The 25,012-nt window shown below is 57.9% G+C and carries 19 protein-coding genes; 12 read left to right on the top strand and 7 right to left on the bottom strand.

Annotated elements, in window-relative coordinates; genetic code table 11:
• Positions 1–2 precede the first annotated feature (2 nt).
• Entirely contained in the window at positions 3–1,358 is a 1,356-nt protein-coding gene (locus tag ACID345_RS25615; protein ID WP_011523528.1) for a sugar transferase, read from the top strand.
• 151 nt (positions 1,359–1,509) lie between these two features.
• Positions 1,510–2,163 (top strand): hypothetical protein, encoded by a 654-nt coding sequence (locus ACID345_RS26960; RefSeq protein WP_011523527.1) that lies wholly within the window; start codon positions 1,510–1,512, stop codon positions 2,161–2,163.
• 78 nt (positions 2,164–2,241) lie between these two features.
• On the opposite strand, the gene ACID345_RS14040 is transcribed toward ACID345_RS26960, so the two are convergent.
• The gene (locus tag ACID345_RS14040) at positions 2,242–2,499 is read right to left on the bottom strand and encodes a hypothetical protein (protein ID WP_041855722.1); all 258 of its coding nucleotides are present in this window, start codon (positions 2,497–2,499) and stop codon (positions 2,242–2,244) included.
• Positions 2,500–2,848: 349 nt separating this feature from the next.
• On the opposite strand from ACID345_RS14040, the gene ACID345_RS14035 reads away from it, so the two are divergent.
• The 4 genes from ACID345_RS14035 to ACID345_RS25605 are packed head-to-tail and all read left to right on the top strand — an operon-like array spanning position 2,849 to position 8,472.
• Positions 2,849–5,716, top strand: coding sequence for an FAD-binding and (Fe-S)-binding domain-containing protein (locus ACID345_RS14035; RefSeq protein WP_011523525.1), 2,868 nt, complete (start codon positions 2,849–2,851; stop codon positions 5,714–5,716).
• Entirely contained in the window at positions 5,716–6,444 is a 729-nt protein-coding gene (locus tag ACID345_RS14030; RefSeq protein ID WP_011523524.1) for a (Fe-S)-binding protein, read from the top strand. The genes ACID345_RS14035 and ACID345_RS14030 overlap by 1 nt, the downstream gene beginning before the upstream one ends.
• Positions 6,441–7,856 carry a LutB/LldF family L-lactate oxidation iron-sulfur protein gene (locus tag ACID345_RS14025; protein WP_011523523.1) on the top strand — a complete coding sequence of 472 codons (1,416 nt, stop codon included), beginning with the start codon at positions 6,441–6,443 and terminating at the stop codon, positions 7,854–7,856. The genes ACID345_RS14030 and ACID345_RS14025 overlap by 4 nt, the downstream gene beginning before the upstream one ends.
• Positions 7,843–8,472 (top strand): LutC/YkgG family protein, encoded by a 630-nt coding sequence (locus tag ACID345_RS25605; RefSeq protein WP_011523522.1) that lies wholly within the window; start codon positions 7,843–7,845, stop codon positions 8,470–8,472. Before ACID345_RS14025 ends, ACID345_RS25605 begins: the two co-directional genes overlap by 14 nt.
• Here the strand turns inward: ACID345_RS25605 and ACID345_RS14015 are convergent.
• The 5 genes from ACID345_RS14015 to ACID345_RS13995 form a co-directional block, all read right to left on the bottom strand.
• On the bottom strand, positions 8,469–8,837 hold the full coding sequence (locus ACID345_RS14015; RefSeq protein WP_011523521.1) for a VOC family protein: 369 nt from the start codon (positions 8,835–8,837) through the stop codon (positions 8,469–8,471). The two genes, ACID345_RS25605 and ACID345_RS14015, sit on opposite strands and share 4 nt — an antisense overlap.
• A 3-nt stretch (positions 8,838–8,840) precedes the next feature.
• Complete coding sequence (locus ACID345_RS14010) at positions 8,841–10,454, bottom strand: SpoIIE family protein phosphatase (protein WP_041855721.1); 1,614 nt, start codon at positions 10,452–10,454, stop codon at positions 8,841–8,843.
• A gap of 146 nt (positions 10,455–10,600) precedes the next feature.
• The gene (locus ACID345_RS14005) at positions 10,601–12,013 is read right to left on the bottom strand and encodes a serine hydrolase domain-containing protein (RefSeq protein WP_011523519.1); all 1,413 of its coding nucleotides are present in this window, start codon (positions 12,011–12,013) and stop codon (positions 10,601–10,603) included.
• A gap of 58 nt (positions 12,014–12,071) precedes the next feature.
• Positions 12,072–14,831: a protein kinase domain-containing protein gene (locus ACID345_RS25600; RefSeq protein ID WP_011523518.1), complete on the bottom strand. Its 2,760-nt coding sequence runs from the start codon at positions 14,829–14,831 to the stop codon at positions 12,072–12,074.
• 139 nt (positions 14,832–14,970) lie between these two features.
• A complete protein-coding gene (locus ACID345_RS13995) occupies positions 14,971–15,567 on the bottom strand; it encodes a hypothetical protein (RefSeq protein WP_148210119.1) in 597 nt (198 codons plus the stop codon).
• A gap of 400 nt (positions 15,568–15,967) precedes the next feature.
• On the opposite strand from ACID345_RS13995, the gene ACID345_RS13990 reads away from it, so the two are divergent.
• From ACID345_RS13990 to ACID345_RS13980, 3 genes are all read left to right on the top strand, one after another.
• Complete coding sequence (locus tag ACID345_RS13990; protein WP_011523516.1) at positions 15,968–16,273, top strand: c-type cytochrome; 306 nt, start codon at positions 15,968–15,970, stop codon at positions 16,271–16,273.
• Positions 16,274–16,322: 49 nt separating this feature from the next.
• A complete protein-coding gene (locus ACID345_RS13985) occupies positions 16,323–18,299 on the top strand; it encodes a cytochrome b/b6 domain-containing protein (protein ID WP_011523515.1) in 1,977 nt (658 codons plus the stop codon).
• A 94-nt stretch (positions 18,300–18,393) separates the two neighbouring features.
• Positions 18,394–19,899, top strand: a complete 1,506-nt coding sequence (locus ACID345_RS13980) for a cytochrome c3 family protein (RefSeq protein WP_011523514.1) — start codon at positions 18,394–18,396, stop codon at positions 19,897–19,899.
• Here the strand turns inward: ACID345_RS13980 and ACID345_RS13975 are convergent, their stop codons facing one another.
• The gene (locus ACID345_RS13975) at positions 19,900–20,811 is read right to left on the bottom strand and encodes a DUF4184 family protein (protein WP_187148829.1); all 912 of its coding nucleotides are present in this window, start codon (positions 20,809–20,811) and stop codon (positions 19,900–19,902) included. It abuts the gene before it with no gap.
• Positions 20,812–20,886: 75 nt separating this feature from the next.
• Here ACID345_RS13975 and ACID345_RS26955 point away from each other — a divergent pair, with 75 nt between their 5' ends.
• The 3 genes from ACID345_RS26955 (at position 20,887) to ACID345_RS13960 (ending at position 24,973) form a co-directional block, all read left to right on the top strand.
• Positions 20,887–22,128: a radical SAM/SPASM domain-containing protein gene (locus tag ACID345_RS26955; RefSeq protein ID WP_011523512.1), complete on the top strand. Its 1,242-nt coding sequence runs from the start codon at positions 20,887–20,889 to the stop codon at positions 22,126–22,128.
• Between the two features lie 7 nt (positions 22,129–22,135).
• Positions 22,136–22,999: a YwiC-like family protein gene (locus ACID345_RS13965; protein WP_011523511.1), complete on the top strand. Its 864-nt coding sequence runs from the start codon at positions 22,136–22,138 to the stop codon at positions 22,997–22,999.
• A 273-nt stretch (positions 23,000–23,272) separates the two neighbouring features.
• Positions 23,273–24,973 (top strand): alkaline phosphatase family protein, encoded by a 1,701-nt coding sequence (locus tag ACID345_RS13960; protein WP_011523510.1) that lies wholly within the window; start codon positions 23,273–23,275, stop codon positions 24,971–24,973.
• Positions 24,974–25,012 lie beyond the last annotated feature (39 nt).

The following is a 25,012-nucleotide window of genomic DNA, read 5'->3' as shown; positions in this document are numbered from 1 at the left end:
GTATGGAAAAACGAGGGCAGTTCACGGGAAGGCGGTTCGCTCTCGTAATGATGGACGCGGCGGCTACATTTGCCGTCGGCGCGCTGTGGCTGCCGAGCGCATCGAGAGAGCTGCGAATCATCCTTGGGCTGTGGCTGATTGCGGCGACGATCTTGCCGATGTTGATCGCGGGCGCGTATGCCCGAGTTCTGCGGACATCGCTTTCGAATCACGTTCTGGAAATTGCGATCGCGTGTCTCTCGTCGCTCCTTACAACGAAAGCGTTGTCGCTCTGGTTGCGCGCGCAACTTGATTGGAGCGCGTTGATGGCAGTGACACTCGTGCTTTTCGCGGTGTTGTTCGGGATTCGAGTCGGACTGTTGCGCGCGCACGAGTGCTTCCTTCGCCCGTGGAGACTGTGGGTGGTAGCGGAGGATGAACCTACCGCCTACGCGATCGCCAGAAAAGCGGCAGCCTACAACCGGCGATACGAAATCGTTGCATGGTCCGGAATGCGGGAACTCGAGCAGATTCCAGAGAGGCTCCAGCGGTGCGATGGCGTACTGTGCACGACGGCAGTCCGCAAGTTTTTCGAGAGTGTGTGTGCGCAATTCGGCAAAGAATTGATGCTCGTGCCGGGCCCGTCTGAGGTCCTGCTCACCACTGCAACCGTGCGCCAGATCGATGATCTTCTTGTACTTTCGGTGGCACCGTTGGCACTCACGACGCCGCAGAAATTCTGTAAGCGTTGTTTCGACATTTTTGGCGCAGCTTTGTTGCTGCTGATCTGTTCTCCCGTGATGGTCGTTCTGCTGGCTGCGATTCCTCGTGAGTCTGTGGGGCCTGCAATCTACCGTCAACGGCGTAGAGGATCTCGAGGAAAACCGTTCGAGTTGCTGAAGTTTCGAACCATGACAGCCGATGCGGAAGATGGAAGCGGACCGGTGCTGGCGATATCCGAAGATCCGCGAGTGACGCGGATGGGGCGTTGGATGCGCGCGACCCGCATCGACGAATTGCCGCAGTTGTGGAACGTCCTAAAAGGTGAGATGAGCTTGGTGGGTCCAAGGCCGGAGCGAGAGTACTTCGCGCAGCAATTCGATCGCGAGTTGACGGATTATCCGCTGCGGACTGCTGTCAAGCCCGGTTTGACTGGACTGGCACAGGTGTGGGGGCGTTATTCCACTACGGCTGAATCCAAGCTGCGGCTCGATTTGATGTACATCGCCAACTACTCTTTGTTCTTCGACGTGCAACTCCTAATGCAGACCCTACGGGTTGTATTGCAGAGAGAACAAGCCGCAGGTGTGAGTAGTGGACCGGCGCTGCCGGTGCGATTGTCGCCCGAAGGCATGGCGGAAGAGCAGCGACAAGCGTAGTAAAAGATTCAAAATAAGCGAGTGCAGCAGCCCTCGATTCCTCTCAATGCTTCGCCTCAAGAAGGCATCTAACTCTCTATAGCGCGGGAAATCTTTTGCTCTCGGCGCGAAACGCGCCAGGCAAAACGCTAAAGAAAAGGGGAGAGACATTATGAAGAAAAAGCTACTGGTTATTGCTACTGCGGCGCTTTTCTCGGTAGGCATGGCAGCGGCGCAAGCTGCTGGTGGCGCGGCCGGAGCGGGCGCGGGTGCGGGAGCGAGCGCGGGTTCTGGCCAGGCTACGGCGGGAACTGCCGGAACTGGCATGAACGCAAACGGTACTGTGGGAACGCAGTCCGGTACGACCGGGGCCGTGGGGACCGCGGGCCAGACGGGCGTCGGGACGACCTCAGGCACTTCGACTAACCCGAATACCTTGAGCGGTCAGAACCCTGCAGCTACGGCCGGAACGACCGGCGCGGCGGGTACCAGCAGCGCCACCGGAACCAGCACTGTGAACGGGAACTCGTCCACCTCGACGGGCGTGAACGGAACGACAGGCCAGAGCGGGTCGATGGGGACCAGCGGTGTGGGTGGTTCTGCGGGATCGATGGGCACCAGTGGCGTGGGAGCCACAGGCGGCACGACGATGAATGGCACGGGTACGACGACTGTGGAGCCGTCAGCAACTTCGCCTTCGACGGTACCTTCGACGACGCCGAACTCCTCCACCGACATCAACGGCACGCCGAACGCGACCAGTCCGAATGGGTCGGCAACTTCGACAACGCCGCCATCGGGAACCTCCAGCACTGTGCCGCACTAAGCCAGCGTGAGACTCTGAAATGGAAATGCCTGGGCTGAACGCCCAGGCGTTTTTGTGTGCGCGCAAACGGCGCGGGATCTAGCGCTTGAAATTGGCGCGAATGTCGCTAATGACTGGAGGAAGGGCGACTGGCACTCTGCGAAGGCGATTCGACTCCATCGCATTGATTTGCGAGAGCGTCAGCATCTTCGTCGCGCCGCAGGTCCCGCAACGATATTCGTATTGTTCAGGCTGGTGATAGGCAACGTAATTACAAATGCGATTGCATTCGGAGCATTGCAGAGACTTCGGGACTCGCGATGGAATCCAAATATTCCGTTCCGCAGCAACAGACATAAGCCGACCTCGTTGGGTGGTGGGGAGTAAGACGATCACCCAATGTAGGTTTACTCCCCGACTCAGCGTGCAATGTTAAAGGAGTGTTAAAAACTGATGAATGCAGTATTTCAATCCCAACTTGATACACAGGCTTGAGAGCAAACGCTGGTGGCGGATTACCACGAAACGGCTAAGGCTTTTGGAATTCCATAATTCGTGCGATCGAAGGCCAAAATTGCACGTTTTGAGTGAAATTCGCGGTCTTGCCACGCTGAACATCGCGCCGGGCGGGTCGGTGAACTAGACTGAGTACACAAGTGCGGCCTGAGACTTGCCTGCAAGCCAGGTCGCCGGTCCCGGAGATGCAATGGCGACGACGGTTACTGCGCCATCGAAGTTACGCGCGAACGAACTGCAAAGCTTGCTCGGCCAGATCGTCGAAGCCGACCGCGTACTGACTCGACCCATCGATCGCATCGCCTACGCTTCCGATGCGAGTTTTTATCGGCTCATCCCACAGGCGGTCATTCGGGCCAAGAGCGTAGAAGAAATTCAGGCGCTCTTTCGCTTCAGTCAACAACATTCCATCCCTTTGACCTTTCGGTCCGGCGGCACGAGTCTTTCAGGACAAGCGATTTCCGATGGCCTCCTGATAGATACGGCGCGGCATTGGCGCAATTTCGAAGTGCGCGAGGGAGGCCGAAGCCTATGGGTGCAGCCAGGATTGATCGGCGGACGAGCCAACCAGGCATTGGCGCCGTTTAAGAGCAAGATCGGTCCCGATCCGGCTTCGATCGCGACTTGCACGCTGGGCGGAATCCTGGCGAACAATTCTAGCGGCATGTGCTGCGGCGTGGAACAGAACGCGTACCACACGCTGCAATCCATCAAGTTCGTGCTGCCGTCGGGAACCGTGATTGATACGCGCGATCCGAATGCGGATGAGATCTTCCGCGCCCGAGAGCCGGAGTTGGTGCGCGGCATCATGGAATTGAAGGCGAAGATCGAAGCGAATGTGCCACTGCGCGATCGCATCCGCCGGAAGTACCGGATGAAGAACACGACTGGCTACGGGCTAAACGCTTTTCTCGACTTCGAAACTCCGATCGACATATTCCAGCATTTGCTGATTGGATCGGAAGGGACGCTGGCATTCACAGCCGAAGCGATTCTCAATACCGTTCCGGATCTGCCAGTGAAGTACACCGGCCTATTGTTGTTTTCGGACTTGTATGCGGCGAGTGCGTCCATCCTGCCGTTGAAACAAGCCGGCGCAAAGGCGCTGGAGATCATGGATCGCGCGTCGTTGCGCTCGGTGGAAACGCAGCCGGGCGTGCCGGCTACGTTGCGCACGTTGCCGGAGGGCGCCGCGGGACTATTGGCGGAGTTCCAGTCAGGCGAAGAGTCAGAGCGTTCCGAGTTGGAGCGCTTGGCTGCTGAGGTGAGCGGTGGACTGACGATGTTGGTGCCGGGAGTGTGGACACACGATGCCGGCCAGCAAGCGTTGTTGTGGAAGATCCGCTCCGGTATGTTCCCGTCGGTGGGATCGGTGCGGAAGAGCGGCACGACGGTGATCATCGAAGACGTAGCGTTCCCGGTGGAGCGGCTGGCGGACGCGGCCATCGAGCTGACAGGACTTTTCAAGAAACATGCGTATGACAACGGCATCATCTTCGGCCACGCCAAGGACGGCAATCTTCATTTCGTCATGACGCAAGGCTTCACTACGCAGGCGATGGTCGACCAGTACGAGTACTTCATGGACGATGTGGTGGAACTGGTCGTCAACCGATATGATGGCGCGCTCAAAGCGGAGCACGGCACTGGTCGCAACATGGCGCCGTTCGTGGAAACCGAGTGGGGAAGCGATGCCTACGAGATTATGCGCAAGCTCAAGGAGCTATGCGATCCGCACAACCTGCTGAACCCGGGAGTGCTGATCAATCCGGATCCGAAGGCGCATATTTCCGACTTAAAGCAATTGCCGTCGGTGGAGGAAGAAGTCGACAAGTGCATCGAGTGCGGGTTCTGCGAGCCGAAGTGTCCCAGCCGTGACCTGACGCTGACACCGCGGCAACGCATTGTGGTGCGACGCGAGATGGTGCGCTTGCAGCAGAATTGCAGCAGCGATCGCGAACTATACGCGGCGCTCGATAAGGAGTTCCCGTACATGGCCCTCGACACCTGTGCTGCTGATGGCTTGTGTGCGACGGGATGTCCGGTGAGCATTGATACCGGAACGCTGGTGAAGCGCTTCCGCAAGATGCGGCACAGTGAGAGCGCGCATCGGTGGTCGGAACGGATTGCAAAACATTTCAGTCTGGCGGAACGAGGAGCGCGGATCGGGTTGCGACTTGGTCATGCGGCGCAAGCGGTGTTTGGAAAAAGAGCGATGCTGGCGATCACGCGATTTCTACATGAGCACATGACGGACGCGTTGCCCCTTTGGACCGGAGACACACCGCATGTCGCGGGCGCGGTGCCGACAACGCGCAGGGAAGGCGCGGCAGCGATCTATTTTCCGAGTTGCGTTTCGCGAACCATGGGACGCTTGCCGCTGGAGGAGAAAGACCGCTCGGTGATGGAGGTGCTCGTCGCCGTCGCAGAACGCGCGGGTTTGCCAGTCTTCATTCCAAAGGATGTGGCAGGGAATTGCTGCGGCACGCCGTTTTCCTCGAAAGGCTTCGACCGTGCGCACAAGATCGTGGCAAATCGTGCGATCGAAAACCTTTGGCAATGGACCGAGGAAGGCAAACTGCCTGTGGTGGTGGACACCAGCCCGTGTACGTATGGGTTCGTCCACACGCGACCGTACCTGACAGAGGAGAACGAGCAACGCTTCGACAAGCTCAGGATCCTCGATGCGGTCGAGTTCGTTGCCGACGAACTGTTGCCGAAGTTGAAGATTCAGAAGAAGACCGGATCGGCTGCGCTGCATCCGGTGTGTTCGATCACGAAGATGGGCCTGACGCCGAAGTTGCAGAAGATTGCTTCGGCCTGCAGTGAGAGCGTAACAGTTCCGATTTCGGCGGGATGTTGTGGGTTCGCGGGCGATCGCGGATTTCTCGTGCCGGAGTTGACGCAGATCGCGACGCGCGTAGAGGCTGCCGAAGTTTCCACGCGGCATTACGAAGGCTACTATTCAAGCAGTCGCACCTGCGAGATTGGCATGACGCGTTCCACTGGCGAAGTGTATCGATCGTTCCTGTACCTGCTCGAAAAGGCGAGCCGCTGATGAAGGTCGCGCTCTTCGTCCCGTGTTTTGTGGATCAACTGCAACCGCAAGTGGGCGTGGACACCGTAAAGGTTCTGCGGCGTATTGGGTGCGAGGTTCTTTATCCCGAAGACCAGACGTGTTGCGGGCAGCCAGGATTCAATACGGGGCAGTGGGATGCGGCGCGTCCGTGTGCCGAACGGTTCGTCCGAGTGTTCAGGGATTTTGAGTGGATCGTTTGTCCTTCGGGATCGTGCACGAGCATGGTTCGCACCCATTATCCGGAGCTGCTGAAGGCGAGTCGGTGGAATGACGACGTCGTCGCTGTCGGCAAGCGCGTTTTTGAGCTTTCGCAGTTCCTGGTGAAGGTCGCGAATGTCACCGATGTCGGCGCCGAGTTTCCGCACACGGTGACGTACCATGCGTCGTGCCATGCCACGCGAGAACTCGGCATCTACGACGAGCCGATTGCATTGTTGAAGAACGTCGCGGGACTCGAATTGCGCGAGATGCCGAACGAAAATGAATGTTGCGGCTTCGGAGGGATGTTCGCAACCAAGTTCGGCATGGTTTCCGCCGCAATGGGCGACGTCAAGGCTGGCAATGTTGAGGCGACCGGCGCGCAATATGTCACTGCCGTGGATCCAAGTTGCCTGATGCATCTTGACGGTGTGCTTCGGTTCAAGAACCGCACGCCGAAGGCAATCCACATCGCAAGTATTCTCGCATCGAGAGCCGAAGCACGATGAGCCGACTCGCGGAAGAATTCCTGATTGCGGCGGCACAGAAATCAGCAGACCTGACCCATCGCGCGACGATCAAGCGCAACGTGGACAGCTACGACACAGCCGTGGCGAAGGGCAAACTGCGCTTCGCCGATTGGGAGGCAGCACGTACATACGCTGCTCGAGTGAAAGGCGAAGCGGTGAGCAATCTCGCGCCGCTGCTCGAAGAGTTTGAGCGCAAGATTGTGGCGCGCGGAGGGCACGTTTACTGGGCGGAGACAGCTGACGACGCGCGTCAATATATTTGCGATGTGGCGCGCAAGAACAATGTAAAGACCGTGGTGAAGTCGAAGTCCATGGTCACCGAGGAAATTCATCTCTTACCCGCACTGGAGAAGCTGGGCATCAAGGTGTGGGAGACGGACCTCGGCGAACTGATCGTGCAGTTACGCAATGAGCCGCCCTACCACATCGTCACTCCGGCGATGCACCTGACACGCGAGCAGATCCGGGATCTCTTCCAGCAGAAACTGCCGGACGACATGAATGGTGAGAGTCACCAGGAACTGGTCGCCGCGGCACGACGATTCCTGCGGCGAGCGTTCTTCGCGGCGGAGATGGGGATCTCGGGGGCGAACTTTCTCGTTGCCGACGCGGGCATGGTGGCCATTTCTACGAATGAGGGCAATGGTCGTCTCACGACCAGCTTGCCGCGCGTGCATGTTGTCGTAACCGGAATCGAGAAGGTAATTCCGAGGCTGGAGGACCTAGGGGTGCTCTGGCCAGTGCTTGCGACCAGCGGCACTGGCCAACCGATCACGACCTACAGCACACTGATCGGCGGCCCAAGGGCCGAAGGGGAGGTGGACGGGCCGGAGGAGTTTCACGTCGTCCTACTGGACAATGGCCGGACTGAAGTGCTCGCCGACGAAGAGCAACAGGAGTTGCTGAGATGCATTCGCTGTGGTGCCTGCCTGAATAAGTGTCCAGTCTATCGCAGCGTTGGCGGTCATGCGTTCAACACTACCTATCCGGGGCCGATTGGCAGCGCGCTGACACCGATCGTCAATGGCATGAAGGATTGGGGACATCTCTCGTATGCATGCTCACTCTGCACGGCTTGCGATAGTGTTTGCCCGGTCAAGATCAAGTTGAGCGGGCATCTCCTCGAGAACCGTCGAAAGTATGTGTCGGAGGGCGATGCGAAGACCTCCGAAAAGGTCGGCTTCTCGGTGTTCCGATGGGCGACGGCCGGCCCTCGGCGCTTTGCACTGCTCGGCTGGTTTGGCCGAAAAATAACGCGTGCTGCGCTGGCGATCGGTATGAGCCCGCATGCTCTTGGTCCGCTGGCCAGCTGGACGAAGTATCGCGCTATGCCCGATGTGCCGAAGGATTCGTTTCGTGCGTTGTGGGAGAAGAACGATGGCAACTTCTAACGCTGGACGCGAACGAATTCTAGCGCGGATTCGCAAGGCGCGTGGGCATGAAGCATCCGCTGCCGGGGCGGCCGAAGCTATTTTCCCGCTGATCCCCGATCCGATGCAACGCTTCCTTGCCGAGTGCGAAGCGAATCTGACGCGAGTTCATCGCGCAGTGAGCAACGTGCAGTCTGCCGCTATCCTCAGCCAGATTGTGTCCGAGCTTCCGGCTGGAGCGATCTACGTCGAAGACGATCCCGTCCTGCGTCGGTTGTGCGTCTCGATTGAAGAGCGAAAGATCCTGCTCTCGAGCGAAGGCCGTGCGCCGGAGGATTGTGTTGCCACGCTCACGCTCTGCGATGGGTTGGTGGCGCAGACGGGATCCATTCTGACATCCAGCCGTCACGGTGGACGCGGGGGCTCGATCGTTGCGCCGACGCATATCGTTTACGCCACGACCGACCAGTTGCTGCCGGATGTAACCTCGGCGTTGCGGCTTGCAGCAAGAGATACTGAGCGCGCCTCGTACATAGGCTTGATCAGCGGTTCGAGCCGAACCGCGGACATCGAGAAGATATTGGTGCAGGGAGCGCACGGACCGGTACGCGTGGACATCATCCTCGAACAGCGCTAAGTTCCGGGTTCCTGGTAGATGCCGAGGACATTGCCGGCGGGATCGCGGAAGCGCGCGGTGATCTCTGGTGCATCCACGCCGACAGGTTGGACGATCTCGCCGCCGTGATCGAGGACGCGTTGCACGGCTGCTGCGGCGTCATCCACCATGATGTAGATCAAGAGTCCAGGATTGTTTGAGGCAGGTCGGCCAGTCACAAAGGCGCCGCTGACTTCGCCGACGACATCATCGAATGCCGTCGCGCCGTCGCCACGCTTGCGCATGTTCCATTCGAAAACTCGCTCGTAGAATTCCGCCGAGCGAGACACATCCACCGCGGGAATTTCAATGTAGCAAATCTTGCCATCGCCGAGCGTCGGAGGCATTCGTCACCCGATGTATTGGACTTCCAGCATGGAGCAGTCGTCGTTGAGCGCTTTGCCTTGCGCGAAGGCGACGACGTTTTCAAGCACGGCTTCTACACCTCGTGCCGCGACCTGTTGCAAGCGCTCATCGCCGAAGAACTCGCCGTCGGGATCCTCGGCTTCGGTCACACCGTCCGAGAACACCAGCAAGCGGCTGCCGGGAGCGAGCTTGGTCTGGAACAGTTCGTACTTTGCATCGAGGAAGAGGCCGACCGGAAGGCACGAAGTCTGCAGTGCCTCGACAACCTCACCTTCGATGCGCAAAGGCGGAAGATGCCCGCAGTTCACGATTGTAAGTTGACCATCGCTGCGCAATTGGCCAGCCAGCAACGTCGCGTATTTCCCCAACAATTGCTTATTGCAGAGCAGGCGGTTCGCCGAACTGACCATCTCGTCTACCGGACGCATTTGCACGAAGTGCGAATACGCTACCCCGTGGAGCACGGAGGCCAGCAGGGCAGCGGAGATGCCTTTGCCGCTGACGTCGGCGAACACGAAGTAGAGCGAATCGCCGGCGGCAACGATGTCGTAGAAATCGCCGCCCACGGACTTACAAGGGATGGTGCGCGCTTTGAACGTCGCGAAGTTGCAATCGGGGTTGGTCACCGAGAGCAGTTGCTTCTGAATCTCGGCGGCGATGCTCATCTCCTGGCGTTCGCGGCGAGCTTGCTCTTCAGCCTCGGCAAGGTACGCGTGCTCGATCAGGGCCGCGGCGTCGTTCGCCAGCGCGCGCACGATGTCGTGGTTGATCTGGCTCAGTCCCTTGGTGCGATAGTGGCTGTCGAGGTAGAGCAAGCCCCAGAGGTTTTCATCCTGCGAACCGATTTTGCGGCGCAACGGAATGCACAGGATGCTGCGCAGATTGTGCGCAACGATGCTCTCGCGGGCGGACCAATTTGATTCCTGCTGCGTGTCGGTGATGACGAAATCGGATCCCGACGCCGCAGCGTCTTTCAACACAGAGCGAGAGACCGTGCCAGCGTCAGTGAGGATTGTGCCCTTGGAATCGCGTCCGTAAGCGAGATTGATCTCGCCGCCTTTTTCGATGCGGAAGAAGAAAGCACGTTCGGCCTTGGTCACGCGAAGACTGAAGTCCACCAGGATCGTAAGCACTTCGGAGACGGCGGAGGCGAGATTGAGGCGGCGGGCGGCGTCGAGGAATTCCCGTAGATGTTCGAGGTCGGAGTAGGTCGAGTGTTCCTGCCAACTCGAGAGGCGCTGAATGACCGATTCGCCCTGGCTCGGCTGCGGTGCGAAAACGATATGTACCTGTGCCAGGCCGACATCAATGCGATCGTTCGGCTTCAGAATGACGCGATCGGCCTTCGTGCCATTCACCTTGCTGCCATGCTTGCTGCCGAGATCGAGAAAGACGTAGCTGTCGCCATCACGAAGGATGTGCGCGTGTTCGCGCGAGACGCTCGGGTCCGCGATGACGAGGGCGTTCTCCGGCTTGCGGCCGATGGTGTAGGGGAAGCGGTCGAGTTTGAGTTCTTCGACCAGCGTTCCACGGAGTACACGAATACTCGGCGCATCAGCAGCAGCGGCAACGCCGCCAAACCCCATCATTGTTCCCATGGTTTCCTCGAGGCATGGCTCCACGCCGGGCACAACGACAGTAGAGCGAGAGTAGGGTGATTCTAGCAGGGAATTGCGGAAACATTGCGTTTTCCAGCACCCCAGCGGAGGTTTGTCCTCCGCTGGAGCCGATTCATCGCCTGAAGCTAGAGGACAGGTATCACTAGGTACTGTTCCAGCTTTCCGTCGGGCATGGTGTAGGTGGTCACACGGAGCTTCTGCTTGGGGTCCTTGAACGTTAAGGTAAAGCTCCGGAAGGTCATGCCGCCACGCAGTTCCTCGGCCGACATGTTGAACGTGACCGGCGCACCGAGCGGTTTCAGACTGGATTCGAAGTCCTGGATGGCCTGGTTGTTGAAGTAATCGTTGCACCACTGGGTGAAGAGCGAGCGATCGAGCTTGCCTTGCTGCAGGCCGGTGAAGATGGCGAGGGCTTGTGTTTCCTCTGGGCTTGCAGCCGCATGCTTTGGCTCAGGCGAAAGGATGAGCGGCGCGACCTGCCGGGCGATGAGCGACGCGGCAGAGGTGGCGTCCTGGTTGGTGAGAACGACAATGGCAGCCTTGTCATCGGGGAAGACGACGTTCTCGGCGACGAAGCCGGAGACTTCGCCAGAGTGCTCAATCGCGGGACGATCCATGCGGCGAGCAACGAACACGCCGAGACCGTAATGCGTGTCGTCGCCGTCTTTCAGTTTGAAGGAGTCGTTCATCTCCGCGTAGGACTTGGGGGCGAGCAACGATTGGTTCATCACGCTGATGTCCCAGAGCGCGAGATCGTAGACCGGCATGGCGAGCTCGCCGGCCGCGAACATCCAGCCGTTGCCAGCCGGAGGCGCTGGACGTAACGGCCCCAACGCGTAACGGATGTAACCTTCGGCATCCGTCTTACCGAGGCTCTCGATATCGCTGTTATAAACGGAGCTCATCTTGAGCGGAGCGAAGACGTTTTGCTGGAGAAAGCGGAAGAGCTCGCTGCCTGAAACCTTCTCTACGATTGCACCGGCGATGACGTAATTCGTATTCGAGTACTGCCAGCGGGTGCCGGGATCGAAATCCAGCGGCTTCTTACCCCATTTGTCCATGATCTGCTGCGCCGTGGCAGGCTGGAGCATCGGCGTCATCAGATAGTCCTCTGGCCAATAGTCCTGGTAGCCAGAGGTGTGAGCGAGCAGCATGCGGAGGGTGACTTCGTCGGCGCGCGTTAAGTCCGGAAGGTATTTTGAGACTTTGTCATCTACGGAGAGCTTGCCTTGCTGCTCGAGCAGCAGGATTGCCGTGGCCGTAAATTGTTTCGAGATGGAGCCGATCGAGTAGCGCATCTGCGGCGTGGCTTCCGTCGGTGGCTGCAGGCGTGCCTTGCCATAGGCGTGGGTATAGACGATCTCGCCATTCTGCACGATGGCAACGGACGCGGAGGGGACACCGGTTACGGAAAGGACCTGCTGGGCTGCGGTATCAATTTTGCCGCGAAGCTCAGTACTGAGACGGTCAACCGGTTGCGATTGAGCGAAGGAAAAAACAGAACAGGAAAGAATGCACAGGAACGCCAAACGACACATGAGTTTCTCCGCGCAGCAGCATAGATGTTTCGTGCCGCGATGACAAACTCTCGTGCTTTTACCGGAAGTTGCGGATCAGGATTGCGTCGGAATGCACGTGCCCTTGGGCCATCAGCAGCTTGCCGTTGGGCAGCACCCAGTAGCTGAAGATCATATCTTTGTCGTAGTGCGTTAATTGTTGCGGATGCTGGCCGTTTAGGTCCATCTTCCAGATGTTCGTAATATTGTTCACCGTGTTGGTGTAGAGGATCGCGGTGTCGTCAGGCGACCAAATAGGGTTACTTGAGGTGACTGGCATCTCGAAAGTGTTAAGGATTTTGCCTTCTTTCGACATGATCCCGATACGCGCCTTCGAGACCGCGTCATCGAAGTAGTCGACGAACAGGCGGTCACCTTTATGCGAAGGGCGCAGGTACACGAGATGCAGCGAAGAAACCTTCGTCGGTTCGCCGCCGGAGAGCGATATCCGGTTGTACTGGATGCGCCCATTGTCGATGTGCTGGTAGTAGACGGTGTCGTTGTCGCCGAAGATCGGATTCAAATCCGCATTACTGGAGGTCAACGCCCGAATGTTGTTGCCGTCTGTATCAGCGACCCAAATATTCAATTTGTTGTCATGCAGGCAGAGATAGGCAACATGCTTGCCGTCCGGCGACATGGTGGGCGTCTGCGTAAAGTCTTTTGGCGGACTGACGAGCACCGGCGTGCCGCCGTTCTCGTCGGTCACCCACATGCTTGAGGTACCGGAGGCGTCCGAGTTATAGGCAATTTTTCCCGATCCACCGGCCACGCCCTGCGTACCCGCGATCTGGTCCTGGGTTAGCTGCTTGGCGTTCGAGCCGTTCAAGTCGCTCACGAAGATATTCGACGTAATCGCGTTCTGGATGGTGACGATCGTCGAGTCATCGGCGGTCATCCCGAAGCTGCTAGTGCCGTAGCCATTCAGGTCGTTGGTAATCCGGCGGACCTGCGCATCGGGATAGCTGACAAGGAAAACCTGTTTGTTGCGACTTCCAATGGCGAGGCTAGCAGGGAAGACGAGACCGCTGCCGTCGTTGAGCCAGATCATTCTTCCCACTTGTCCACTCAGCTTGGGAATCAGCGGGGTGAGTTTTCCGGCCATATCAACGACGCCGACACCCTCGTGATAACCCTCACTGTCGTTCGTAATCAGCGGCACGGCAATCAACTTCCCGTCTGCGGACCACGAAAGGCCAGATCCGCCAAACCACTGTTCGCCGACTTTCGAGGAGATGACGGTTTTGACCACGCTGCCGTCGGCCGTATTCGCGATAGCTATGGTGGAAAGCCCTTCCTTCACAAGTTCGCGCACGAAGGCAAATTGCTTGCCGTCGGGTGAGAACGCGATCGGTCCATTGATGTTGTCGAATATTTTCTTGGGCGTTCCACCAAGCGTCGGCACAACATAGAGGGAGTCGGGTGCGTCTGAGTTTTGCTGCGTAAAGTAAACGAAGTTGCCGTCCGGCGAAAACGTCGTCGGACCGTAGCCGATATCGGAGTCGGGAAGCAGCTTCACAGAACTGGAAGTGACGATCTGGCGGAGCCACAGGCTGGACTTTCCACCTTCGATCATCTGGTAAACAACGTACTTACCGTCCGGCGAGATGCTGGTGCCGCCGTCGACGCGTCCACTGTTGGTCAGGCGCTCGATCGACATCTGCTGGCCCGGTGTTCCTGCCGGTTTTTGGGAGAGTTTCTTGAACCCGAAATATCCAAGTCCTGCGAGCACGACGACAGCGACAACTATGCTGGCAATTAGCCCAGCTTTGTGCCGCTTAGCCTCGCCGATCAAAACCTGGGCGCTGGAGGGCGATCCGGTCGCGACCGGCGTGTTCTGGCTGACGCGGGATGCCGCTGTCACCGCCGAGATGGGATGCGCTGCGGGATAAGCCGCGGTGGCCGCCGTCGAGGGCGTCGCGGTCGGTGCGCGTCCCGTGGTATCGCGGCGTAACCGCTTGAAATCTCCGCGCAATTCGGCGGCGGTTTGATAGCGCAGGTCGCGATCTTTCTCTAACGACTTACAAATGATCTCCGAAAGCTTCGGCGAAATATTCGGATTCACTTGCTCCGGCGGTAGCGGGTCGCGCTCGAGAATGCCGGCGAAAATCACGGGCGACGTGGTGCCTTCAAACGGCAATCGGCCGGTGCACATTTCGTAAAGCACGGAGCCGAATGAGAAGAGATCGCTGCGGCCATCAAGATCTTCGCCGCGCGCCTGCTCCGGGGACATGTAAGCGGCGGTGCCCACTGCCATGCCCGGGCTGGTGAGATAGCTGGTCGGATCCGCGGCGGTAGCGCCGATGGTCTGGGCGACGGCGTGGCGATCTACCGCCAGCTTCGCCAACCCAAAATCGAGGACCTTCACCACGCTCTTGCGGGTGACGAAGATGTTCGCTGGTTTGATGTCGCGATGGACGATGCCGTGGGCGTGCGCGACATCGAGGGCGTCCGAGACCTGAATCGCGATATCGAGAATGCGATCGGTGTTCAGGGTGCCGTCGACAATTAATTGCCCCAAGGTCGATCCCTCGAGCAACTCCATCGCAATGACCCAGGTGTTGTCGAATTGTTCGGCGGCGTAGATGGTGCAAATGTTCGGATGATTCAGGGCCGAGGCGGAGCGGGCTTCGCGAAGGAAACGCTCCAAAGAAGCGGGATTTTGCGAGTACTGCTCCGGCAGGAACTTTAGCGCTACGCGTCGGCCGAGGGTGGTGTCCTCTGCTTCGTATACCACGCCCATGCCGCCGCTGCCGAGCTGCGAAAAGATTTTGTAGTGTCCGAACGTTTTGCCGATCAACCGGTTTGCTCCTGCCCGAATGCCAGGGAAATTGAAGTGGTCTAAGGGTTATCTACGCAGCGTGCTGGGTTGTGGTTCATGGTACTGTCCAAACCGCTGAAAAGGCAATGGGTTTGGGGATAAACGTGAGTAATTCGGTTCACTTAACACGAGGAGCAGCAAGATGGGAATTGCGATCATTGTTGGACGATCTCTTCGAATAACCGCGCACAATCAGGTCGCAGAGTTTTCCGATTGGCCTGAGTACAGGTCTAACGTACCAATAACGCCGCCGCAAGAACTGACGGAGCAGGGTCTTGCTCCACTGGTCGGCGACGTCCTCAGGCTCGCGAAACTCCGGCCTCTTGGTACGGTGAACATGATGGCCGACCTCGTGATAGAGCACCATTCCGATCATCGAATAGCGAGCTATCGGTAGCAGGTTAATCCAGGATTCATGAGCTTGCGCGGCGATGTGGTCGACGAAGATCTCGATCCACGGTGCCTGTCCGTTGCGGTTTCCATGATGATAGAGACCGAGGCATCCCCATTGTTTAATCCGACGTTTTCGCGAAGTAATCTTGCCGGTCCGGTGTTGCCGCGACTTGCCAGATTGGTTTGTGAGCACAACACAGTCAAGGCCTTGAAGATACTTCTCCGGAACTCCCTTTAGGAGCGTGGCAACGGTTGACCGGAAATAGCGCGGTGGCTGGTAATCCGAATAGAACTCGCGGATCGGTACCTTAACGTCAGGCATCGGTAAGAAGAAGTTTAATGCAAGTTCGCGAGAGTCGCAGGTGTCCCGGCGAGCGGATTGCTCCGTTGCGAATCTCATCACCTCTAAAAATCTTCAACCCTAACTTTGTTCACCCGTCACACGCGACACGGCAGCTTCTTCCAAGCCATCCAGTTGGCGGCTGGAGAGGCGGGCACAACTCCCACCAAATCAGCTACTTACATTCCTTCGTCGCGTGAGCCATTTGGGTTGGTCGCTGTTCACTTTCACAACTTCACAATGCTACGTGACGCACGTCACACGATGACGTGCTAAGTCTCACCGACTCACGGGTCATCTCTCTGCGAATTTAGAGAGTTCCGGATTGGGTCTTTCTCCACCTCCGGGGCGTTGCATTCAAAACTCTCGAGAGGTGTCCGAAATGAAATCGAAAGCAATCCTGATTATGGCTGCGATGACCGCCCTCAGCCTAAGCGCATTCGCTGCGGACGGCGCGGAAGTTTACAAGTCGAAGTGCGCAAGCTGCCACGGCGCGGATGGCGCCGGCCCGATGGCGAAGAAGTTGGGTTCGCGTGACCTGAACTCAGCCGACTTCCAGAAGTCGTCTGATGCCGACATCACCACGATCACGAAAAACGGCAAAGGCAAGATGCCGGCGTATGCGGGCAAGTTGAGCGACGACGAGATCGGCGCGGTTGTGAAGTTCGTTCGCACGTTGAAGAAGTAGTTGTTCTGAAAGTAAGGGCGTGAGTGGTTGACGCCGATTTGAGGGAACTGTGAAACGCAATTCTTTTCTCTGGCTAATGTGGGCGCTCCTGGTGCTTGGGACGGCGCTCGCCCATGCCGCTCCGAAAAAGCAGGCGATTAAGAATGACGAATGCCTGGCTTGCCACAGCGATGCATCGCTGACGAAAGACGATAACGGCAAGCAGGTCAGCCTGCATGTGGATGACGGGAAATTCAAGGCCTCCATCCACAGCATGTTCAATTGCACCGATTGCCATACGGAGATCAGCGGTGCCCCTCACGATCCGGCGACAACCAAGCCGCAGTGCGCAACCTGCCACGCAGACCAGCAAAGCAAGTACGACCACGGCGCGCACGCTAAGGCGATCAAGGCCGGCGACGGCAAAGCCGCACAGTGCCAGGATTGCCATGGCAGCGTGCACGAGTTGCTGCCCAGCAGCGACGCGGCGTCGAAGGTCAATCGCCATAACATCCCAACGACGTGCGGCTCCTGCCACGGTAAAGCCGCGACGATGCAGAGTGCGGGACTGAGTACCGCACCGTTCAATTCCTACGAGGACAGCGTTCACGGCAAGGCCGTGAATGGCGGCTCGCAGACGGCTGCGGTATGTACCGACTGTCATGGCGAGCACGACATCCTTACCGCCCGCGATCCGGCATCCGGCATCTTCAAGTTCAACGTTCCGCAGACCTGCGCCAAGTGCCATGGCAACGAGAGCAAGCAGTATGTCGCCAGCATTCACGGGAAGGCGATCAGCCGTGGAAACTGGAACGCTCCGGTTTGCACCGATTGCCACGGCATCCACGGCATCAAGAAGCCGAGCGATCCGAATTCTTCAGTTTCCGCCTCGAACATGTCGAATGTCACCTGCGCGAACTGCCACGAGGGAGTGAAACTCTCGAACGAATTCGGCATACGAGGCAATCGCACTTCGACGTACCTCGCCAGCTATCACGGCATGGCATCGAAGATGGGCTCGACGGTCGCTGCGAACTGCGCGAGTTGCCACACCGCGCATAATATCCTGCCTCCGAGCGATCCGAACTCGTCCGTCAATCATGCAAACCTCGCGAAGACTTGCGGACAGTGCCACCCGGGAGCGAACGACAATTTCATCAAGGGTAAGGTCCACCTCGACGCGCAGCAGGCCGGAAGCGATTTCGGCGGGAAGATCGTCAATCTCGTCGCGAAGTTTTACGTCTGGATGATCATCGCGACCATCGGCGGCATGTTGCTGCACAACATCATCCTGTTCCGCCGCAAACTGGAGATGAGTCGCAAGGGTTCGGCACGGATCCTGTTCCGCATGTCGAAGCTGCAGCGCGCGCAGCACCTCACGTTGCTTCTCAGCTTCTTCACGCTGGTGTTTACGGGCTTCGCCCTGAAATTCCCAAACTCCTTCCTTGGCATCCTGCTCTTCAATAGCGAGACAGTTCGGAGCTGGATCCACCGGATCGCCGGTGTAGTACTGATCCTCGTCGGCGGCTACCACGTGATTTACGCAGTCGCCACCGCCGAAGGCCGAAAACTGGTGAAGGACTTCTTGCCGGAATGGAAGGACGCCACCGACACCCGCGACACGATGCTGTACTACCTGGGATTCAGCGACAAGAAGCCGCAGTATAAGCGTTTCAATTACGCCGAGAAGATGGAGTACTGGGCATTGGTCTGGGGCACGTTCGTGATGGCGGCAACAGGCTTAATGGCTTGGTTTAAGGTTGGCGTCGGAACTGTAGTGCCGCGCTGGACGATCGATGTTGCGCTGACCATTCACTTCTACGAAGCCATACTCGCCACTTTGGCAATTCTCGTATGGCACTTCTACATGGTGATTTATGACCCTGACTCGTATCCCATGAATTGGGCATGGCTCGACGGGCGTATGAGCATTGAACATTACCAGCACGAGCATCCACTCGACACGGAAGCCTTGGCGAACGCTCCCGGTTCGGAGCCGGAAGAGGCCACGGAAAAAGAAGAAGAAACGGTCGGAGCTCATGACTGATCCGCAGCATTGTTGAATTTCGCCACACCGGCAGTGCTCGCACACTGCCGGTAAGTTTTGGAAATAAGGGCCTGATGTCCTTGGAGGAAATGAAATGCCGGAAGATACCGGAAAAATCGCGAGCGACGGAAAAAACAAGAAACTGACACGCAATGTAATCAGCCTGATCGGCACGACACTCGCAATTGTTGCGGCAGCAAACATCCTGTTCCTGTTTCTGATGGACGTGATGTCACCGCATTCGAGTCCCTACGTGGGGATCCTTGCGTACATGGTGATGCCGGCGTTCCTCGTGCTTGGGTTGCTCATGATTCCGGCCGGCGCGTGGTGGGAACGCCGCCGGCGCGGTGCATCATCGCTCCCAACCCTCGATCTCAACCAGCCCAGCCAGCGGAGCACCGTGGCGTTCGTGGTTTCATTTGGGATTGTGTTCATGATGATCAGTGCGGTTGGCAGCTATAAGGCCTACGAGTTCACCGATTCGATTTCATTCTGCGGCGAGCTTTGCCACACCGTGATGCATCCGGAATTTACCGCCTATCAGCAATCACCGCACGCTCGCGTTGCTTGCGTCGAATGTCACGTCGGATCCGGCGCATCGTGGTACGTGAAGTCCAAGATGTCGGGTTTGCGGCAGGTGTATGCGGCAACCCTCAACACCTTCCCGCGGCCAATTCCGTCTCCGGTAGCGAATTTGCGTCCGGCCGCGCAAACCTGCGAACAGTGCCACTGGCCGAAGAAGTTCTGGGGCGCACAGCTTAAGACGATCTACCACTACGGTTATGACGAGAAGAACACACCGCGTGTCGTGAACCTGCTGGTGAAAACTGGTGGCGGCGACGCCAACAACGGAACCGCGATGGGAATTCACTGGCATATGAACATCGCCAACAAGATCTCGTACATCTCCGACGAACGGCGCGAAAATATCAGCTATGTGAAGGCGGTGAACCAAAAGGGTGAGGTCACGGAATACTTCCCTAAGGACAATCCGCCAAGTGCTGACATGGTTGCCAATACGGCGCAACGCAACATGGATTGCATCGATTGCCACAACCGTCCATCGCACATCTACGTGCCTCCGGATCGTTCAGTGGACAACGCCATGGTCGCCGGCAAGATCGATCCTTCGCTGCCATTCGTGAAGCAACAGGCGGTGACGATCCTGACCAAGGATTACAAGACGAGTGCAGAGGCGCTGAATACGATCTCGGTCGAGTTCCCGAAGTATTTCCAGACGACCTACCCGCAGGTGGCGCAGCAGAAAGCGCAACAGATCAATGACGCGACCGCGGAACTCCAGCGCATCTACAAGAACAGCTTCTTCCCGGAGATGAAGGTGAGCTGGAAAACGCATCCCAACCACATCGGCCACTTCTACTACAACGGCTGCTTCCGATGCCATGATGGCAACCATGTCAGCAAGAGCGGCAAGGTCATCAGCAAGGACTGCAAGATCTGTCACACCATGTTGTCGCAGGAGGAGAACGGTGTGCAGATTTCGCAATCGACCTCTGGCGTGGAATTCAAACACCCGGTGGACATCGGCGATCTGAGCCAGGTGAACTGCTCGGACTGCCACACCGGCGGCGCTCAATAATCAATCCCAGGTTTTACCAACAAGAGGGGCTCCGGAATGAGCCCCTTCTCTTTTCGCGCGAAACATCGCGTAGTTCAGCAGCAGTCCATACGCTAGAAGCTCCCAACATAACCAGCCGATCGCCGAAATGACGGCGATGATCTGAAAGTAGTCCCAGTGCACGCGCAGCCAAAATGGGCCAACTAGAACACTCGCGCGCCAGATGCCTCCGCCAATGGTTAGGATCGCGATCTCGATCCAGATCGCGAGCTTCGCCCTCCACGACAGTGAGAAAACTGATGGATGAACGGGGGCAGTTCGGCGCCACCAAACGATGAACATGACCAGCAGCACAAAGAATCCAAACAACGTGCTGAACATTTGTGCCGCCACGTAGCCATATCCATGCGGCTCTCCCGGAACGGCCATCGGCCGCCGCAGGAACGCGATGTGTGCCCAGGCCCAGGAGAGTGGGTGGGTGAAGGAGTCCCATAACAGGTGCGAGCCCAGGCCAATTGCCAGCGAGAGCACCACGAGCAGGAAATCGCCGATGCTCTTCGGCACATATGAGCGGCTTACATCGATCCTTCGCTGCAAAGCGACAGGTAAAAGGCCGGCAACCGGCTTCTTTATTGCGACCTGGAACAGGAGGAACGCCGCGAACAGGAAAGGGAAGCAGTAGCGATAGAGGTCCGGATAGTGGTGCCAGGAGCGGCTGTCGTATGACATGAAGAAGAAATACTGGAAATCAGGCCCAAAGCTCCCAATGACGAGGGCGGACCACACCAGCCGGGTACGGCGCAGGGGTACCACGGCGGCGGCGTGAGAAAGGGTGAATGGCATTTCTACAATGATTATGCCGTACCCACCACCGTTGCGGGTTGCGGGAGTATCAATGTGACGAACATCACAAGGGTGAGTGACGGCAAACACCGTGACTTAGGTCATCGATTTCCTATCTTGGAACTGTCATAAAAAGACCCGTGATCACACGGGCAAGGAGATGGAATGACAGCAACAGGAGCAGGGAAGAAAGAGTACGTTCCACGATTAGTCTTCTGGGAAGTAACGAAGGGCTGTAATCTGCGCTGCGTCCACTGCCGCGCTACGGCCACGGAGTTGGCTTCCCCCAACGATCTCTCGACGCCACGGGCGCTCGACATCATTTCGCAAATCGCCGACTTCTGCAGCCCGATCCTAGTGCTGAGTGGCGGTGAACCGCTCTATCGCCCCGACATCTTCCAACTTGCGCGCTTTGCCACTGAAAAAGGTATTCGGGTCGCGCTCGCCACCAACGGCACGCTGGTGACAAAAGAAGTCGCGAAGAAAATCGTGGATTCCGGTGTTCGCCGCGTATCCATCAGCCTCGACGGCGCCGATGCCACGACCCACGATACCTTCCGGGGAATTCCTGGCGCTTTCGAAGCGGCGATTTACGGCCTTCGTAATCTGAAAGAGCTCGGCATGTCGGTGCAGATCAACACGACGATCGCCCGTCACAATGCCAATCAGCTTCCGGCGGTCCTCGATCTGTCGCGCGAAATCGGTGCCGATGCACTGCACACGTTCTTGCTCGTGCCGGTCGGTTGCGGTGTGGACATCGCCGAATCGCAAATGGTTCCGCCCGACGAGTACGAAGCAATGTTGAACTGGTTTTACGATCGCTCACTAGAAGGCGGTATCGAACTTAAAGCGACCTGCGCGCCGCATTACTATCGCGTCGCACGCCAGCGTCGCGCTGCCGATCGCCAGGCCGCGGCCGCGTTTACCCGCGAAGCCGAAGGCGATCCCAAGGCGATTGGTCCGATGGACGCAGCGATGCCCGGTGGAACCGGCATCATCATCCACCCCAAAGACTCTCCGGTTTCAGTGCGCCCCAGCGTTCATCCGGCGCACGGCGGCGGACATCCTGGCGGGCATCCGGGAGAGATGTCGGCAATGACCAAGGGTTGTCTCGCGGGCACAGGCGTTTGCTTCATCTCGCACGAAGGCGAAGTCTTCCCCTGCGGCTATCTTCCAGCGCTGGCCGGCGACCTCCGTAAAACGCCGTTCTCCGAGATTTGGAACCACTCCGTGGTATTCAACGATCTCCGCGACGACAACAAGCTCGAAGGCAAGTGCGGCTGCTGCGAATTCCGTCACGTCTGCATGGGCTGCCGTGCGCGCGCTTTCGCTGCCACTGGCAACTACATGAGCGAAGAGCCATTCTGCGTGTACACGCCTAAGACTCTGGTCACGGTAGGGAAGTAGGCGACCGATGGCAGAAATGGCTACCAGTCTCGATTTAATTCCCTCAGCCCGCCGCAAAGCCCTCATCATTCCGCGCGAACATGGCGCCTGGGGCATGCTGCTCGTGCCGCTGGCATCCGGTGCGGCCGTCGGTTTTTTGTACGGCATGAATGTCAGCGCTTTTGGACTGTTGCTGACACTCTCGCTTGCACTTTTCTGGATGCGAACACCGGTCGAGAGCCTGATGGGCACCTCGCCGATGCGTGCACAATCACCTGCAGAACGTACCCTGGCACTCAGATACTCGCTCGGCATCGCAACCGTTGCTGCTCTCGCACTAACGACGCTTCTGTGGGGCGGTAAGAACCTGGGGCTGATCGCAATCGGTGCGGTCGCTTTGGCTGCATTCGGCCTTCAGACACTCGCTCGTTCGATCTCACGCAAATACCGTATGGCCGCGCAAATCATAGGCGCCTTCGGATTGAGTTCTTCGGCTGCTGCTGCGTATTACGTGGTCACTGGCCGCTTCGATGAACGGGCTTTCGCACTCTGGCTCGCCAACTGGATTTTCGCCGGCGACCAGATCCACTACGTGCAACTCACGCTTCACCACTCACGCGCGAAGGGCTTTGTGAATCGTCTCTCGCGCGGGCTTGGATTTTTCTTCGGCCAGGTTGTGATGTTCTCGGCGATCTTCGGCGCCTGCTCGGTTGGCGTGCTGCCGAAGTTCGTATTGATTGCTTTTTTCCCTGTTCTCCTTCGTGGTGTTTGGTTCTTCTTCCAGAAACCGGCCCCGCTGGCGCTCATACGCCTCGGCGTGTCGGAACTGGTACATTCAATCTCTTTCGGACTCCTGTTGTTTGTTTCATTTGATTGGAAAGGATTCGTGTAACTCGCCATCCTCGAGCATCCGTCCTTACCAGCATTCTTTGGGCGTCGGACCTCCGGCGCCCTATTTTTTTTGAATGCATTCCGCAAAGGTGGCAGTTTGCCTCGCCGGTTCGTGTCGACGTGCGCTCAGATTTCCTCAACCTGAAGGCTTCGTAATCCGATTTTGACGTGGCGTTTACCATCGGGCCCCCGTCCCCCAATACATTCGTCTGCGTTTGTCCCTGGCTGTTCCGAACGGCACAACACGTTTCAATCCCCACCTCGAGGAGACACTGTGTTCACACGAATCAAAGCTGCAGCAATCGGTCTGTCTCTCGCGGCCGCGCTCGCGCCGCACTCTTTTGCACAGAACCATCTCAACGAACGCGAACACATTCGCCGCGTTCTCTTGATCAGCATCGACGGCATGCACGCCGTAGATTTCGAGAATTGCGTTGCAGGAGGCTATTGTCCGAGCCTCGCCGCACTTGGCAAGACTGGTATCAACTACACGCGCACCTCGACCTCGCGACCTTCGGATTCCTTCCCTGGGTTAATGGCCCTTGTCAGCGGCGGCAGTCCGAAGACAGTTGGCGCTTACTATGACGTTGCGTACGATCGCGTTCTTGCTCCTCCTTCACTGGATACCGGCAACGGCGTCTTCGCAGGCACCTGCACCCCGAACGTTGCGAATGGCACGACCACCGAGTACGAAGAGGGCGTCGATGTTGACCAGACCAAACTCAACGGCGGCGGCCCATATAGCTTGATGGATGGCGGTATCTATTCGATCAAACTTGAACGTCTTCCACGCGATCCGTACCACGGCTGCTCGCCGGTGCTGCCTTGGAATTTCGTTCGTACCAACACGATCTTCGGCGTGATCCACGCGTCGGGTGGATACACCGCGTGGTCAGACAAGCATCCGGTTTACGCTTCGGTTTCCGGACCGAGCAAAAATGCCGACAACGTTGACGATTACTACTCGCCGGAAATCAACTCGGGCGTCATCGCGCTTCCCGGCATCACGACACCGACGGGCAAGTCGTGCTCCACGATTCGTGACACCTTCCAGACCGGCGCATGGACTGACAGCTTTCTGAACGTTCAGTGCTACGACACACTGAAGGTCAACGCCATCGTGAACGAAATCGACGGCAAGACGCATAACGGACTTCGCAAAGCCCCGGTACCGAACATCTTCGGTATGAATTTCCAGGCTGTGAGTGTCGGCCAGAAATTGATTGAGAAGCAGGGCTCTGCGAAGATCATTGGCGGATACACGGATGCCGCCGCGACAACGACCGAGGCGCTGAAGGACGGGATTCTCTTTGTGGACGCTTCCGTGGGGAAGATGGTAAGTGAGCTTAAGAGTCGCGGCCTGTACGACAGCACACTGATCATCATCACTGCCAAGCACGGTCAGTCGCCCATTGATCCGAACCGCTTCAAGGAACTTGGCAAGGGAATCACCAACACGCCGGCGAACGTCATCGCCAGCTACTTGCCTCCGGTTCCCGCCCCTGAGAACCCGAACACGCCGGGTGGTATCGGGCCGACTGAGGATGACATCTCGCTGCTCTGGCTCGCCGATTCCAGCAACACTCAGAGTGCAGTGGATTTGATCGAAGCCAACGGAGACGCCGTCGGTGCTGGCCAGATCTTCTACGGGCCTTCACTGACCACGATGTTCAACTCCCCAGCGACTGATTCGCGCACGCCTGACATCATCGTGCAGCCCTACTCGGGTGTGATCTATACCGGGAGTTCGAAGAAACAGGAGGAGCATGGCGGCTTCGCGCAGGACGATACCAACGTGATGCTGCTGGTCTCGAACCCAAGCTTCAGGCCGGTCACGCTCACTACGTTTGTCGAAACGATGCAGGTTGCGCCGACAATCTTGAAGGCTCTCGGCCTTGATCCTGATCGTCTCGATGCGGTGCGCAAGGAGGGAACCGCCGTCCTTCCAGGATTACCACTGCGCGACGACAGATAGTTCGCGCTCAGCAAAAAGCGGGTGCGACGAGCATCCGCT

The sequence above is a fragment of the Candidatus Koribacter versatilis Ellin345 genome (assembly GCF_000014005.1).
GTDB classification, from domain to species: domain Bacteria; phylum Acidobacteriota; class Terriglobia; order Terriglobales; family Acidobacteriaceae; genus Korobacter; species Korobacter versatilis_A.
This window is presented reverse-complemented; position numbering and strand designations above follow the sequence as displayed.

Excerpts from the sequence above, each read along its gene's own strand:
- ACID345_RS14035 (WP_011523525.1), top strand. The coding sequence starts at position 2,849 with ATGGCGACGACGGTTACTGCGCCATCGAAGTTACGCGCGAACGAACTG.
- ACID345_RS25615 (WP_011523528.1), top strand. The coding sequence starts at position 3 with ATGGAAAAACGAGGGCAGTTCACGGGAAGGCGGTTCGCTCTCGTAATG.
- ACID345_RS14030 (WP_011523524.1), top strand. The coding sequence starts at position 5,716 with ATGAAGGTCGCGCTCTTCGTCCCGTGTTTTGTGGATCAACTGCAACCG.
- ACID345_RS14010 (WP_041855721.1), bottom strand. The coding sequence starts at position 10,454 with ATGGGAACAATGATGGGGTTTGGCGGCGTTGCCGCTGCTGCTGATGCG.
- ACID345_RS26955 (WP_011523512.1), top strand. The coding sequence starts at position 20,887 with ATGACAGCAACAGGAGCAGGGAAGAAAGAGTACGTTCCACGATTAGTC.
- ACID345_RS13965 (WP_011523511.1), top strand. The coding sequence starts at position 22,136 with ATGGCAGAAATGGCTACCAGTCTCGATTTAATTCCCTCAGCCCGCCGC.
- ACID345_RS25605 (WP_011523522.1), top strand. The coding sequence starts at position 7,843 with ATGGCAACTTCTAACGCTGGACGCGAACGAATTCTAGCGCGGATTCGC.
- ACID345_RS26960 (WP_011523527.1), top strand. The coding sequence starts at position 1,510 with ATGAAGAAAAAGCTACTGGTTATTGCTACTGCGGCGCTTTTCTCGGTA.
- ACID345_RS13990 (WP_011523516.1), top strand. The coding sequence starts at position 15,968 with ATGAAATCGAAAGCAATCCTGATTATGGCTGCGATGACCGCCCTCAGC.
- ACID345_RS14005 (WP_011523519.1), bottom strand. The coding sequence starts at position 12,013 with ATGTGTCGTTTGGCGTTCCTGTGCATTCTTTCCTGTTCTGTTTTTTCC.
- ACID345_RS14025 (WP_011523523.1), top strand. The coding sequence starts at position 6,441 with ATGAGCCGACTCGCGGAAGAATTCCTGATTGCGGCGGCACAGAAATCA.
- ACID345_RS14015 (WP_011523521.1), bottom strand. The coding sequence starts at position 8,837 with ATGCCTCCGACGCTCGGCGATGGCAAGATTTGCTACATTGAAATTCCC.
- ACID345_RS13980 (WP_011523514.1), top strand. The coding sequence starts at position 18,394 with ATGCCGGAAGATACCGGAAAAATCGCGAGCGACGGAAAAAACAAGAAA.
- ACID345_RS14040 (WP_041855722.1), bottom strand. The coding sequence starts at position 2,499 with ATGTCTGTTGCTGCGGAACGGAATATTTGGATTCCATCGCGAGTCCCG.
- ACID345_RS13995 (WP_148210119.1), bottom strand. The coding sequence starts at position 15,567 with ATGCCTGACGTTAAGGTACCGATCCGCGAGTTCTATTCGGATTACCAG.